12 protein-coding genes and 1 pseudogene are annotated in these 14,034 nt (G+C 46.9%); 5 read left to right on the top strand and 8 right to left on the bottom strand.

Going from position 1 to position 14,034, the window contains the following annotated elements:
• Nucleotide 1: 1 nt before the first annotated feature.
• Nucleotides 2-3,115: an efflux RND transporter permease subunit gene (locus tag T360_RS0111075; protein WP_028912851.1), complete on the bottom strand. Its 3,114-nt coding sequence runs from the start codon at nt 3,113-3,115 to the stop codon at nt 2-4.
• 1 nt (nt 3,116) lies between these two features.
• Nucleotides 3,117-4,142 carry an efflux RND transporter periplasmic adaptor subunit gene (locus T360_RS0111080; RefSeq protein WP_028912852.1) on the bottom strand — a complete coding sequence of 342 codons (1,026 nt, stop codon included), beginning with the start codon at nt 4,140-4,142 and terminating at the stop codon, nt 3,117-3,119.
• A 162-nt stretch (nt 4,143-4,304) separates the two neighbouring features.
• Between T360_RS0111080 and T360_RS15850 the strand changes: the two genes are divergently transcribed.
• Nucleotides 4,305-5,213 carry a helix-turn-helix transcriptional regulator gene (locus tag T360_RS15850; RefSeq protein WP_051523536.1) on the top strand — a complete coding sequence of 303 codons (909 nt, stop codon included), beginning with the start codon at nt 4,305-4,307 and terminating at the stop codon, nt 5,211-5,213.
• A 305-nt stretch (nt 5,214-5,518) separates the two neighbouring features.
• Here T360_RS15850 and T360_RS0111090 read toward each other — a convergent pair.
• Nucleotides 5,519-5,737: pseudogene (locus T360_RS0111090) on the bottom strand (sigma-70 factor domain-containing protein); the annotation flags it as partial.
• A 209-nt stretch (nt 5,738-5,946) separates the two neighbouring features.
• Here T360_RS0111090 and T360_RS0111100 point away from each other — a divergent pair.
• The 4 genes from T360_RS0111100 to T360_RS0111115 all read left to right on the top strand — a co-directional run bounded on the left by T360_RS0111100 (nt 5,947) and on the right by T360_RS0111115 (nt 11,068).
• Entirely contained in the window at nt 5,947-7,626 is a 1,680-nt protein-coding gene (locus T360_RS0111100) for a DUF5597 domain-containing protein (RefSeq protein WP_028912854.1), read from the top strand.
• A gap of 904 nt (nt 7,627-8,530) precedes the next feature.
• The gene (locus T360_RS0111105; protein WP_028912855.1) at nt 8,531-8,842 is read left to right on the top strand and encodes a helix-turn-helix domain-containing protein; all 312 of its coding nucleotides are present in this window, start codon (nt 8,531-8,533) and stop codon (nt 8,840-8,842) included.
• Nucleotides 8,839-10,329 carry a type II toxin-antitoxin system HipA family toxin gene (locus tag T360_RS0111110; RefSeq protein ID WP_028912856.1) on the top strand — a complete coding sequence of 497 codons (1,491 nt, stop codon included), beginning with the start codon at nt 8,839-8,841 and terminating at the stop codon, nt 10,327-10,329. Before T360_RS0111105 ends, T360_RS0111110 begins: the two co-directional genes overlap by 4 nt.
• Before the next feature lie 10 nt (nt 10,330-10,339).
• Nucleotides 10,340-11,068: a sulfite exporter TauE/SafE family protein gene (locus T360_RS0111115; RefSeq protein WP_028912857.1), complete on the top strand. Its 729-nt coding sequence runs from the start codon at nt 10,340-10,342 to the stop codon at nt 11,066-11,068.
• Nucleotides 11,069-11,249: 181 nt separating this feature from the next.
• Here the strand turns inward: T360_RS0111115 and T360_RS16645 are convergent, their stop codons facing one another.
• The 5 genes from T360_RS16645 to T360_RS0111140 form a co-directional block, all read right to left on the bottom strand.
• On the bottom strand, nt 11,250-11,381 hold the full coding sequence (locus tag T360_RS16645) for a hypothetical protein (RefSeq protein WP_255326925.1): 132 nt from the start codon (nt 11,379-11,381) through the stop codon (nt 11,250-11,252).
• Between the two features lie 509 nt (nt 11,382-11,890).
• A complete protein-coding gene (locus T360_RS0111130) occupies nt 11,891-12,439 on the bottom strand; it encodes a sugar O-acetyltransferase (RefSeq protein WP_028912858.1) in 549 nt (182 codons plus the stop codon).
• A 21-nt stretch (nt 12,440-12,460) separates the two neighbouring features.
• Entirely contained in the window at nt 12,461-12,646 is a 186-nt protein-coding gene (locus T360_RS16650; protein ID WP_081772789.1) for an SMR family transporter, read from the bottom strand.
• Nucleotides 12,594-13,184: a GNAT family N-acetyltransferase gene (locus tag T360_RS0111135; RefSeq protein WP_028912859.1), complete on the bottom strand. Its 591-nt coding sequence runs from the start codon at nt 13,182-13,184 to the stop codon at nt 12,594-12,596. Before T360_RS0111135 ends, T360_RS16650 begins: the two co-directional genes overlap by 53 nt.
• Before the next feature lie 97 nt (nt 13,185-13,281).
• Nucleotides 13,282-14,031, bottom strand: a complete 750-nt coding sequence (locus tag T360_RS0111140) for a nucleoside phosphorylase (protein WP_028912860.1) — start codon at nt 14,029-14,031, stop codon at nt 13,282-13,284.
• Nucleotides 14,032-14,034 lie beyond the last annotated feature (3 nt).

The following is a 14,034-nucleotide window of genomic DNA, read 5'->3' on the forward strand; positions in this document are numbered from 1 at the left end:
ATTACTTTGTAGAAACTTTCCAATAAATAACGGGGAGCATAGTAACCACCATGATAAGCGAGCCGATACCACCAGCGAAGATGGTGACACCAACTGGCATCCAGAATGAACTTTGGGCAATAATCATCGGCACCACACCAACGGCAGTGGTGGCTGTGGTGAGGAAGATAGGTACCATACGTCGCTTGCCGGCTTCGTAAGCAGCCTGACGGACGGCATTGTTATATCCCTGGCGGTCCACTGTCCAGTCGCCATGCTCTGCCACATATTTCTTAATCAAGTCGATGGCATGCTCAAAGATGAGAATCTCGTTACGCATAATCATTCCCATCAGGGTGATGAGTCCGAAGATAGAGGTCAGTCCTAAGGCGCGGTTCATCAGTCCCAGACCGATGAGTGCACCAGGAATCATCAGAGCCAAGGCAGCCATACAGACAGTAGTCACGCCATACTTCCTGAAATTGAATAATAGGAAGAAGAACACGATAATCATCGCAATGGTAATACCACCGATAATCTGCGGCATAGCCTCGTCACCGTATTCAATCTCGCCACCCACCTCAGTACGCACACCTTGTGGCAGCAGGATTTCCTCCTGCATGATGCGGGCTATCTCTTTTTCAATAGGAGCGGTATAGACTCCCTGGGCAAACTGAGCTGTCACTGTGATGCAGCGTTCGCCGCCACGATGCATGATGCGGCTCTCACTCCACTTGGGAGCGACTTTGGCAATCTGTCGCAGAGGCACAGTAGAATTGGTGCTGTGCAGACCTCCTGATACAAGCGATGCAGGCGATGCAATGCCCAGATTGGCCACATCCGAGAAGGTCATATCGGTATCGTCCTTCACCACAATAGGCAGTTCGTAGTTATCCTCCCAGATCTGTCCTACACGCAGGTCGCTTGACGTGGCACTCAGAGCCAGCTGGGCGGTAGTGCGTGTAATACCTAATTGAGCAGAGGTTACAGGATCGAGTTCTACGTTGATGATGGGATAAGGCTGCAGATAGTCGGTATGTACCCACTCCAGTTCCGGCATCTGGCGCATACGCTCCATCAGCCGTTCTGCCACCACATGCAGTGAGTCGAGATTGTCGCCATAAAAACGATACTCCAATTCACTCACTTCTAGATAGTCTAGGCGTTTGAACTTCACATAGGCATTGGGGAACGCCTCACTCAGTTGTGGCTGATATTGGGCCAGAAGGTCGAGCGTAGCTTTGTCGCTCTGAGTATTCACAATGAACTGTGCATAGTTATTACCCGCCATCTGAGGTGCGTAGGCATCCATGAATCGGGGCGATGAACAGCCTATGAAACCTGTTATGCCTGTGATACGCTCATCCTTCTCAAGCACGTGCTGTACCGAGTCGGCAATCAGCTCTGTTTCTGCCAGTCCCTTACCATCGGGTAGGAATATCTCTACGGCAAACTGGTCGCGGTCTGCGTATGGGAAGAGACGTATCTTCAGCGTGGGAGCTATCAGTGTTGAGAGCAGAATGACGGCGATGCCACCACCGATGGTTAGCCACGGGTTGGCAAAAGTCCAATCTAACACCTTATTATATGTACTCTGCACCCATTTGGTTATTTTGTTGCCATCGGTACTTACCTTATCAGGCTTGATGATGCGTGTCTCGAGGAATGGAATGACCGTGACAGCCAGTACCAATGACACCATCAGGTTGATGGTAATCGTGACGGGGAAATCCTCCAGACAATCGTGGAACATGCCCTTCATCGTGATGAGGAATGGATAGAAGATGGCACAGATGCAGATGGTAGCCAAGAACATAGGCATGAAATACTGGCGGGCCGACTCAATGGCAGCATCAAAGGGCTTGAAGCCTTTGCCCAGATACTCCAGATAGCCATCGATGACTACAATCGAATTATCTACAATCATTCCCAACACTACAATCAGTGCCGCCAGCGTCACGATGTTCAGTTCGATACCCATCATATACATCACAGCCACACTCACAAAGGTGCTTAGCGGAATGGTGATAGCTGCCACGATGGCCGAACGGATGGGGAACAGTACCATCATCACCAGAATAATGATAGCCATCGAGATGAGCAAGTCGCGCAGGAAGTCGCTCACGCTCTTCGCCACCACTTTGGGTTTATCAGCTATGCGGGTCACGCTTACATCCTCGGGCAGTTCGTTCTCTCTGAAATTTTTCAGCACCCGATCAACCTCCTGACCATACTGCACCACATTATTACCTGGTGTCATCTCCATCGACAGCAATACACAGGGGTGTCCATCCTGCTCAATACGACTCGACATCGGTTCGTATTCACGCACCACACGGGCCACATCACGAACACGTACCACCTTACCCGTTGCTGGGTCAGAGAAGATGATCTGGTTGGCTATCTCTTCTTCGCTGTTCTCCTGAGCCTCCACGTGGATGGGTATCTGCTGGTCATCATCGCTGATATTGCCACTCATCGTGGTGATACCCTGAGCCTGCAGACGCGAAAAGAGCATCTGTTGACCTATACCATAGGCTTGCAGGCGCTGGCGGTCTATATAAAGACTGATCTGCTCTTTCTGCTCGCCGAAGAGTTTTACATTTGCCACCGACGGGATGCGACGCAGGCGGTCGCTCAAATCATCGCTGTATTGTTTCAACTCGCGGTAGCTGCGCTGGTCGCTCTCGATGGCGATAAGCAGCGCCGAGGTGTTTCCAAAATCATCGTTCACCACGATAGCCAGCACACCACTGGGCAACTGCGCCTTAAAGCCATTCAGACCGTGTTTTATCTTCGACCACACCTCGTCTTTGTTGTTCACATCATCGTTCAGTTTCACCATCACGATACACATGCCATTCTGACTCTGCGTAGTGGTCTTCTTGCGATTCACCTCGCCAAAGGTAAACAGATAGCGCTCCAAAGGGCGGGCCACCTGCTGCTCAACCTCTTCTGACGTAGCACCTGAATATACCGCCACTACCACACCTTGTCGGATGGTGGCATGTGGAAATTCGTCTTTCGGCATGATATACATGCCATAGATGCCCATCACAAACAGAATGCCTACGATGAGCAATGATATTGAGTAATGCTCCAACGGCCATCGGAGCCAGTTAGTCCTATTTCCCATATTAATACACTACTTTGGTTCCTTCACTCAGTTTCTGATACCCCTCGGTAGCTATACGGTCGCCCATATTCAGCCCGTCGATGACCCTCACAAAATTACCTTGTGGCTGACCGATAGTAACAGTTGTGCGATGAGCCGTGCTGTCCTTGCCAACCGTCCAGACAAACAAGTTGCCGTCTGACTTTCTCTGTACTGCCGTTACAGGAACCATTTTACCACCATCTGCCTGCGAGCCATCAGATAAAAAACGCACATTTGCCACCATCCCTGGCAGCAGCTTGCGGTCACTATTTGCTACATTTATTCTTATATCGTACGTATGCGTGAGGGCATCGGCCTGCACGCCCTTCTCTATCTGTCCTCCCTGATAACTGCCATTGATGGCTTCAATCTGGATACTCGTTGGCGTATGGGCATTGATACCGCCAACTTCAGCTTCTGGTACTGCCACTTTTACCTTTACCGATGAGATATCAAGGATATTCACAATAGCCTGCGAGGGCATGGCTGTTTCACCCGCCTCAATCAGTTTCTTACCGATGACGCCACTAACAGGCGCTACCAACCGGCAATCGGCGAGATTCTTTTTGGCTACCTCCAGCTGCGATTTGGCCTGAGCTACCTTGCTCTGTATCTCTACCCACTGCACCTCGGGCAGCGAGCCGTTGTCGTGCAGCATCTTGTAGCGTGCCAATGCATCATTGACCTGCGTCATCTGCGCCTCGGCACCACTCAGCAGATTGCGGGCCTGAGTGTCGTCCATCTCTGCCAGCAACTGACCTTTGCCTACAGCCTGGCCTTCGCGCACCAATACACGCTTAACTACCCCCATCCCTGTAAAACTAACTGCGGTAGCCTTGCTTTCTTCCACCATACCCACATACGTCTGAGCATTATCCACCATATTGGTCGATACTACCTGTGTTTTCACTCTCGTCGGAGCCTTCATGCTCGATTTTGCCCCTTGCTGTTGGCAAGAACTGCCCAGTAATATGACTGATAGCAGTATCAAATAATCTTTTTTCATACTCAATTGTTTTATTTTGAGTGCAAAATTAATCCCAAATCGCCTATCATTCATGTTTGATTTCGCTTCATATCTTACCGATTTGGCATCATGATGTCAAAAAAAACAATATTGATACCAAATAAGACATTAAAATTGAAAAATATTAAGTACTTTTGCAACATGAAACAGCATGAAGAAGTAACATTTCAGACATTAGCTAACAATGAGGATATCCAGATTGGCTATTCCGACAACGATATTGTGGTTGTTGACAGTATTCAGCAATTTACCGAAATCAATACAGCCCATGTGGCCATGAATACTGTCGTCATCTGCACCAATGGCAAGATACAGGCTCAGATGAATGGCATACAAATGGAACTCCATAAAAATCAGGTGGCCATCGTCCCCCAGAACGTCACGGTGACCGATGTAATGGTCAGCCCTGACTTCAACCTGAAGGCTATGTTTCTCACCAACCGCATCCTTCAGAGTTTTCTGCGCGAGAAAATGAACATCTGGAACGACATGATGTACATACATCGCCACCATATCGTCACCATGGACGAGGACGAGATTCTTTTCTACACCCACTTCTACGACATGCTGACACTGGCTATTACCAAGGGGAAAGACTACCCATTACATACCGATGTCATACAGTCGCTGCTACGTTCGGCCATTCTCGGGCTCTGCGGTCGGATGAAACAGATGTTATCATCAGAAACAAGCCTGGATAACTCTGCCACTATGCATGATAACGAGAAGATGACGTCGAAAGTCCACTTCCAGCATTTTCTTGACTTGCTGCACTCCAACGATGTGAAACGTCACACGGTAGAAGCTTATGCCAGCGAGCTGTGCATCTCGCCTAAATACCTCACGGCCCTCTGCAAGAAGAATTCTGGCAAGACCGCCAACGAGTGGATTACGGAACATGTGTTGGAGGATATTCGTTACTACTTGCGACAGACAGATCTCAGTATCAAACAAATTTGTGAAAAGCTCGCTTTTCCCAACCCCTCTTTCTTTGGTAAATACGTGAAAGATCATTTCGGCATGACGCCATTGGAATTAAGAAACAGTTAAATCAAATTTCCTAAACTATTTAAATTTTATGAATACAAAAACGATGTAAGCCATTGCCTTTATAGTTTTAACGAGTTACTACTGAATGTCACCACGGGGGACAAAAAACATCTTTCGGGGGACAAAAAAAGGCAAAAATCTGCAAATATGACTGCCGTTTCTGCTTTCGTGAGTCGATGAAATTAGGTTGCAAAGGTAACTGTTGTTCCTTCATCTACCCAAGGTGATCCAATGGTATGCCTCAAAATCTCCACACCATACGGGTTGTATTTGGAGCCATAACCTTGTGCTGATGGTCACAACACCTTGTACTGCTTGGCAACGGAGACAACGAAACGGAGATTCGCAGTCACCAATTTATTCTTTGCTTCTTCTCCTTTCTTTCCGCCCTTCCTGATAATCTGGGCTAATTCGACCTCCTGATCTGGGGTGATCATAGGTATACGGTTTATCTCTACAAGGTACTTGTCAAGTGACTCTTCAGAACGATTGGTGTAATTCTTGTTAATCTTAAACTGTTTCATTAGCACATTTTTTTATAATTGTTTTCATGCACAAATATATGAATCTCTTTTTCTATAATATAGTTGATAATATGTATAAATTCAAAATTACGCATGCAGGGAAGGTGGAAAGAAGCAATAATAATGTGAAAATCGCAAAAAATCCAATGTCATTCGAAAAATAATTGTTATTTTTGTGGCATAAAATAATCAGCAGACTTTTAGATGATATGAAGAATTTGCTTATTTCCCTGCTGCTCTGTATACTGGCAATGGGAGCACAGGCACAACGGCAGCCTCGCCTGGAGCATCGTGATAATAGTACGGCTAGGATTGTTGTCAACGACAGGCCTATGCTGATGATTGGTGGTGAGTTGGGTAACTCGTCAGCCTCGACGCCAGAGGACGTGAAGCGTACGTTTTCGCATCTCCACAAGATGGGACTCAACACTGTGCTCGTTCCCGTGTCGTGGGAGTTGATTGAGCCCCAAGAAGGTGAGTTCGACATGGGGACGCTCGACGTGATTCTGAGCGAAGCAAGGCATAACGAACTGAAAGTGGTGCTGTTGTGGTTTGGGGCTTGGAAAAACTCGATGAGTTGCTATGCGCCAGAGTGGTTTAAGCGAGACGTGAAGCGCTTCCCTCGTGCCCATACGTCTGAAGGGGTGCCCGTTGAGGAGGCTTCTTCGCTGAGTAAGAATGTGCTGGAGGCCGACAAGCGTGCCTTCTGTCATGTGATGGCGTATCTACGTGATCATGATGCTCTGGAGCAGACGGTGATCATGGTGCAGGTGGAGAATGAGATCGGTATGATTGAGGTGCCGCGCGACTATTCGGCGAATGCGACGCGGTTGTACCAGAGCGCTGTGCCCAAGCAGCTGACCGACTATCTGAAGAGGTATCAGAAGTCGCTGCACCCTTATCTGAAAGAGAAACTACAGCCGCAGGCTAAAGCGGGTGCCAACTGGGCGCAGCTGTTTGGGGATGACATCTATACGGAGGAGATCTTCCAGACGTGGACCTACGCCACCTATGTGGAGCAGATAGCCAAGGCGGGACGTGAAATCTACAATCTGCCAATGTACGTTAATGTGGCTCTCAACAGCCGCGACCGGAAGCCTGGGCAATATCCGTCGGGCGGTCCGTTGGCTCATCTCATCGACCTGTGGCATTGTGGGGCTCCATCTATCGATGTGCTGGGGGTGGATATCTACGACAAGGGCATCAAGTCGTGGCTGGCAAAATACCACCAGCCCAACAATCCGCTCTTCGTGCCAGAGATACGACTGGAGGATAAAGACGCGATGTATGCTCTCTACGCCTTCGGGCATCATGGGGCGATGGGGTTCTGTCCGTTCAGCATCGAGAACTATCCGCTCACAACGGTTTCTAATGCCAACGACTGGAAGCAGATGGATCTCTCGCAGGATGATCAGCTCAATGCCTTCTCTGCCGTAGGCACATCGTGGTCGCCGCTTGTGGCTGCCTACCAGCTGTTGCGACAGGCAGAACCGTTGATTCTTGAGCGACAGGGCACGAAAGATATGGATGCTGTGCTGCTCGACAACGAACAGCGAGAGGCTGAGATCGTCACTGCTGATGGTTTCCGCTTCACCATCAGGCATAGTTATTCGCTGGGTTGGGAACCAGGTGCAAAGGGGGCGGAATGGCCAGAGACGGCTTGCATCATTCTAAGACTGGGTAAAGAGGATTATCTGGTGATAGGCAGTGGGGTGGTGGTTACCTTTCAGCAGCGCATCGGGTTGGCGAAATGCGAGGAGGTGAAGATCGTTGATGGCAAACAGCGCATCATCCGTCATCTGAATGGCGACCAGACGCATCAAGGTCGTCATGTGCGCATACCCGTAGGAGCATTCCAGATTCAACATTTCAAATTATACAGATACTGATGAGAAAGAACTTGCTTTTTTTCCTGCTACTCTGCCTTCTGACAACGACAGCGAGGGTAGCGAACTGATTATCCGTCTGGCTGACGAGAAGGATGAGCGCCCCATCTGGGTTTGACGCCTTGCCCGCTTATCGCAGAGTCATCATCAAACCGACAGAATGACGAATTTGAAATAGGTGCAGGTAATGACAAATTGATATAACGTAGTCTCATATCACTTTCCCACGCAGAATCTACTTTCCCACGCAGGAAATGTAAGTCGCCGAAAATCAGTTAGTTACAACGAAAAGGTAGAAATAGGATAAACCCTTTCTAAAAATTTGTTTTTGAGAGACTTACGAATGCCTCATAGTGACGGGCAGTGGTGGTTTTTGTCTGCTTTGTCCGTAGTTTTTACGGATTCTAGCCTGATGTAAGGAAATTTTAGTTTTAAGCAAGTTTAACCATCCGTTTTCCCGTTTTGACTCGAATCGATCTCTTACCATCGATCTTGTCGGTTGCAAAGGTACGACTTTTATTTCAAAGAGCCGCATCTTTGCAACTGTTTTTTCGGTCAAAAGAAAAAATCGCCTCAGGTTGTGCCTCTGGGGTTTAGGTTTAAGTTTAGGGAGGCTTAAATACATATAAGAGGTAAACTAAACCCACCATGTGATTCAGGTACGTTTGATTGAGGTTATGAAGACATGTATATATACATGGTTAAACCTAAACCTTAAACCTGTTTTTTTTCTTGACCGAATACAGGTCTTATGACGCATCTGTTAAAAGATACCCTCAGATTCGCATATTTACCCGAAAAAGTTTGGATGATTGGAAAATAATGCTTATTTTTGCAGCCATAAACATTCAGTATTGATGTGTTATTATTAGATTTAAGGTTTAAGAATACATAATTGTAAGGCTATATGGAGGATTTTTCGGATTATTCAGCACCAGAACTGGTGAAAATGCTTGGCAGTCGATTCAAGGAATACCGGTTAAGGGCTAATATGACGCAGAAGGAGGTTGCGGAGATGGCAGGCTTGTCTGTGCTGTCAGTCTATCGCTTTGAGAACGGTACGGTAACGAATATTTCGTTGAGTACGTTCCTGCTGCTCATGAAGGCTGTAGGGTGTATCAATGACTTGAACGATCTGATGCCTGAACAACCGGAATCACTCTATCTATATAATAAGAAGAATAAGAAGGTACAACGTGTAAGACATAAAAAGGTATGACTGAGGTTTTGAAAGTGCTTCTTTGGGGGCAGGAGATTGGCCGACTGGCTTGGCATGATGCCCGCAAGACATCGTTCTTCATGTATAATCCGGAGTTCTTGAAAGGAACTCTGGACATAGCACCTTTGGCTGCTTCCATCCACAATCCGCTCAGTACCCGTGCCATCTTCGGTGAGGCAGAGCGAATCTACCAGAAGCTGCCTTCGTTTATAGCAGACTCTCTGCCCGACGCTTGGGGTAATATGCTCTTTGAGCAATGGCGCAGGGATAATCGTCTTACGGAAAGAAATGTGACTTCGATTGAGAAACTGGCCTTCATCGGAAAGCGAGGCATGGGTGCCTTGGAGTTTGTCCCAGAGATAAAACGAGGTTCGATGACTGGCCGGATAGACATCAAGGCATTGGCAGACCTGGCCGAGAAGATAGCTCTGGAGAGAGAGAACGTGAGGATCCTGCCAGACGAGTCGCTAACCTTGCAGTCGTTGATAGCAGTCGGCACCTCTGCTGGTGGTCGTCAACCAAAGGGTATTATTGCAATAGACAGAAAAACGGGAGTGATTCGTAGCGGACAGATAGACGTGGAGCCGAACCTGGATTATTATATCTTGAAGTTTGGTGACAAGGCTCGTTCTTCAGCCGAACTGGAGCAGACCTTTTATGAAATGGCTTTGGCTGCTGGCATCAACATGATGGAGTCACGGCTGCTTGAAGTGGATGGGACAAATCATTTCCTTACAAAACGCTTTGACCGTAACGAGACGGGAAAGCTACATACCCAAACATTAGCAGCGATGGATCCTGAAGCAGACAGTTACGAAAAGCTCTTTGCCGTATGCCGTAAGTTGCATCTGCCCGAGGTGGATTGCCAGGAACTGTATCGTCGTATGGTATTCAATATCCTTGCCAACAATACCGATGACCACAACAAGAACTTCACGTTCATCATGGATCGTCAAGGTACATGGCGGCTGTCACCAGCCTATGATATGACCTATATCTTCGATACAGGCGGCTATCTGCCCAATAAGGATCATTGCCTGATGATTGGTGGTAAGTTGCAAGGCATCACTCGTGACGACGCCATCCAGTTTGCCCGTGACAACGGCATACGCCGACCTGATGCCATCATCCGTGAGGTAGTTGCGTCCCTGAAGCAGTTCAGAGCCATTGCCACGAAATACGGAGTGTCAGAGCAATGGACGGGTAGGGTAGAAACTACCATCATTGACCACCTGAAAGCCTGGGGTGAATGGCAGGAAGACGCAGCAATGCCAGAACTGACTATCAACGGTCATTCGGTTGCCAATATCCGCATAGAGCAAGCCTATAAAGGCAATTTCCACTTGCTTGCTGAAATCGATGGCAAGGAACGGAAGTTCGTCATCGGAAAGAACAAGGAGGAGTTCTCGCTGATTGAGAAGACTGGTATTGCCAACCTGTCGGCTGACCAGCTTAATGCTATGGCAGAGAAATACTTTTTCTCTTGACGGAATAACGATGAGTAGCCTTGTTATAGCCATATTCCTGCTGAGCATCGGGGCCAGTTTCGTGCAACGCACCACGGGCTTCGGCTTTGGCATCTTCATCATGACGATGCTGCCGTTCTTCCTGCCTACATACGGCGAGGCCACAACCCTTTCAGGACTTCTGGCCATTACCACCTCGGCTGTCATCGTGTGGCGAATGAGAAGCTATGTCACTTGGAAACGACTTTGGCCGATATTGCTGACGTTTATTGTTGTATCGACAATAGCCATCTTTGCTTTGACCCGCATCGAAGACCACATATTGAAGCGAATCCTAGGTGTAGCTCTCATCCTTATCAGCATTTATTTTGCGCTGTTCAGTCAGAAGATAAAACTGCCGACAACGAAGAAAGTACAGGTTGGTGCAGGAACACTGAGCGGACTGATGGGAGGCTTCTTCGGCATGCAAGGCCCGCCAGCCGTGCTCTATTTCATCCAGAGTGAGCCTTCGAAGGAACATTACATGGCGATGACGCAGACTTATTTTCTGATAGGCAATATAATGATGACCTTCGTTCGTGCCTACAACGGTTTCTTCACCACGACTGTCCTGACTGATTATTGTTTTGGACTTGGTGGAGTCATCATCGGCACAACCCTTGGAGCTTATGTCTTTAAGCGCATTCCCAATCGCATCTTCCGCTACATCGTCTATGCCTATATCGCCATAAGTGGTGTGATTATTCTAATGACAAATTGAAATGGTAATACAGGTAACATACAGGAGAACCAGGAAGGCTGCGATTAAGCGAGTGAAGATTGGAGCTTGCTCCGAATCATCCGAGTGTGAGCAGGCTCGACCGAAGGTCAAAGAAACAAGGCAAATCTGCAAGATGGAGGAAGACGAAGATGAGTAGCGTGATCGTACTCTTATCGTAGATTTATGCTTTCACGCCGATGATAGTTGCATTCGATGGCTTCATGCGGTGAATCTCAGTCTGGATGAAACCTGCATTGTCGAGCAGCGTCTTCAGTTCCTCCGGCGAATAGGCCGTCATGCATTGTCCAGCCATCCTGAATATTGACCAGTTTCAGTCCCCAGTTGGTCAGCGGTGCATGACAGAGATTCATAAACTTCAGCATCGCGCGTCCCATCCGTCCTTGCGGACAGGCACAGTTGGTGAAAAACGTTTTTAATAGTCCCATAACTCAATTTCCCTTTATAGTTGATACAAATTAATCGGGTGCAAAGGTACGGTAAATAAATAGAGTGCACAATACCTAAAACGCAGTGTTTTGAGCATTGCCCACCTGTGACGGCCAACAAAAGCAGATTAACATGAAGTAGGTATTTTGTTTTTGTCATGACTGAAGCCACCCTTTTGTTTCATCGTGGCATAACCCTATGCCATTCCATATATAATCCAAAAGGCCCCGGCTTGCAAATGCAGGTCGGGGCTTTGATAATCTGAAATCCTTTACCGCGATTATCTATGTTACGGTTTCAAATGATTAGAAACCTACCTTTCTTTCAGGTGCTGTAGTCGTTCTTGTTTGGCATTTCAATTTACAGTTCTTATATTCATAACTTGCGGATAACCCGGCATGGATTGCCAACAGCTATTGAATCAGAAGGGATATCCTTCACCACAACACTGCCTGCTCCAATGATGCAACGGTCACCGATGGTCACTCCTGGGCAAACTGTAACACCGCCTCCTAACCAGCAGTCATCACCGATGGTTATTGGAGAACATCGTTCTATAGGTTTGCGACGTTCAATGTAGTCAATAGGATGGTTCGGTGTCAGGAATTGGCAGTTGGGGCCAACCTGAGTGTTGGAGCCGATAGTTATCAAGCCTCCGTCGAGCATCGTTCCGTTGTAGTTGATGAACACATTTTCACCCAGTTTGATGCCATGCCCGTGGTCACAATGAAATGGCGGTGATACCGTGGATGATTCAGGAATACCGGGAATCAGATCTTCGATAGTCTCTCTGTAATCCGCATCCTCGATAGTCATGGTCTGCAGTTTTGCGCATATATGCTTTGCCCTATAGTAACTCGCCAAACATTCCTCGCTTGTAAAGTCATAGAACTCTTCACGGCGCATCTTTTCAAATTCTGTCATAATTATAAGCTAAATTGGAATTTACTTACCTGCTAACATTCCGATTGTTGGCAAAAGTTTTGTAAACTGCTCCGAATACTTCAGCATCGTGGTAGCAAATGTCTCTAAGACAATGGCACCTATCAAGAACAACCATTCTTTCATAATGCTCAGATTATATGCCCTTCTTATAGATATACGTGGTATAGCCAGGAGCGTACGAGTCATAGACCTCGCTGAGGAACTGACTTACCAGTGTGAAACCATGTTGTGGGTAATATTCGTGGGTGCAACTGGTGTCGGTCCAAAGGTATAGATGCCTCAGGTCTCTGTGCCGGAACTTATCCATCATTTCCTGCAACAACTTTTTCCCACATCCTTTCTGATTGCTGATGAAAAGTGATAGTTTCACTTCGCCGTTACTCATGCACTGTACCGTTTTCCCGTCAACCTCCAACATATAGTCGGCCAATAGACGGAAACGTTCACGCTCATGGTCGGTCATCTGTGCCTCAATGTTCTCGCGCCACTGACTGACATCTGCTTTGTCATCATGGAAGTTGGCAAACAACACCCCATGAATCATACCATCATCGCCCACAGCTTTCAATGCCAGCGAGGGATTGCTGTAGTTATAGCGGAGGATGTACTCTGCTACGGCATTGATAAACCAATGCCGTTCATCGGCATAAAAATCGCCCCATGCGCCTGCTGCCAAAGGAAAGGCTTTAGCAAAATCTTCGTTAGAAAATAGTTCTATCTTCATTTCAGTATTATTATTTTAATAGCGGAGTAATTTCAATCACTGCTGAAAGCATTATGATATTGGTTCTGCAAATTGGAATTCACAATTCTGATATACTTCAGATGTAGGTTGCCGTTTCTAAAGCAATATAAAGTTTGTTTAAACTATGGTTGGCATTGTTCAAGCCTTTGGCTTCATATCCATTTGTATCCAAAATGTCACCTGCTTCAAAAAAAGCATACAACTTCAAATTGTAGAAGTCGCACACAGATTGAACTCCAGCCAATTCCATTTCTACAGCGATGCACCCTTCTTCCATACGTTTGCGTACAAGTCCTTTTGTTTCTCTGATCATCGAATCTGTCGTCCATATTTTACCTGTAATATATGGTACAGATAATTTGTCGAAAATTATGGAAAGTTCCTTGCTTGCGGCTATATCAATATAGTCGGATGGTGCTGCAAAATAATATGAACACCCGTCCCCTCTGTAACTTTGTGTCGGTATGATAAATCTACCTTGTGTGGTTGTACGGTCAAGACTGCCACAGGAACCGAACATAATGAACTTTGATGCTCCAGTTAGCCAGCTTGCAAGATGACATTGAGAGGATGCTACTGCTGAACCTATTCCTGACAGGTAGAAAGTTATCGTAACTCCTTTATAAGTTGTTTTATAGATATGCGTGTCGCCATTGCAAGCCGACATAGTTGCAATAATTTCAGATTCGTAGGAATCAAGTAAATGCCGATGAATTTCCTTCGAGAATATTATCAGGCATATATCTGCAAAATCTCCACGTCTGCCGTAGAAATCAAACAGATTGATCATTGGTTCAGTTTCAATATCATAACTATCAGTAATCATAGC

This window comes from Prevotella sp. MA2016 (assembly GCF_000619825.1).
GTDB lineage: Bacteria > Bacteroidota > Bacteroidia > Bacteroidales > Bacteroidaceae > Prevotella.

Excerpts from the sequence above, each read along its gene's own strand:
- T360_RS0111135 (WP_028912859.1), bottom strand. The coding sequence starts at position 13,184 with ATGAAGATAGAACTATTTTCTAACGAAGATTTTGCTAAAGCCTTTCCT.
- T360_RS16645 (WP_255326925.1), bottom strand. The coding sequence starts at position 11,381 with ATGGCTGGACAATGCATGACGGCCTATTCGCCGGAGGAACTGAAGACG.
- T360_RS0111115 (WP_028912857.1), top strand. The coding sequence starts at position 10,340 with ATGAGTAGCCTTGTTATAGCCATATTCCTGCTGAGCATCGGGGCCAGT.
- T360_RS0111130 (WP_028912858.1), bottom strand. The coding sequence starts at position 12,439 with ATGACAGAATTTGAAAAGATGCGCCGTGAAGAGTTCTATGACTTTACA.
- T360_RS16650 (WP_081772789.1), bottom strand. The coding sequence starts at position 12,646 with ATGACTCGTACGCTCCTGGCTATACCACGTATATCTATAAGAAGGGCA.
- T360_RS0111105 (WP_028912855.1), top strand. The coding sequence starts at position 8,531 with ATGGAGGATTTTTCGGATTATTCAGCACCAGAACTGGTGAAAATGCTT.
- T360_RS0111110 (WP_028912856.1), top strand. The coding sequence starts at position 8,839 with ATGACTGAGGTTTTGAAAGTGCTTCTTTGGGGGCAGGAGATTGGCCGA.
- T360_RS0111075 (WP_028912851.1), bottom strand. The coding sequence starts at position 3,115 with ATGGGAAATAGGACTAACTGGCTCCGATGGCCGTTGGAGCATTACTCA.
- T360_RS0111080 (WP_028912852.1), bottom strand. The coding sequence starts at position 4,142 with ATGAAAAAAGATTATTTGATACTGCTATCAGTCATATTACTGGGCAGT.
- T360_RS15850 (WP_051523536.1), top strand. The coding sequence starts at position 4,305 with ATGAAACAGCATGAAGAAGTAACATTTCAGACATTAGCTAACAATGAG.
- T360_RS0111100 (WP_028912854.1), top strand. The coding sequence starts at position 5,947 with ATGAAGAATTTGCTTATTTCCCTGCTGCTCTGTATACTGGCAATGGGA.
- T360_RS0111140 (WP_028912860.1), bottom strand. The coding sequence starts at position 14,031 with ATGATTACTGATAGTTATGATATTGAAACTGAACCAATGATCAATCTG.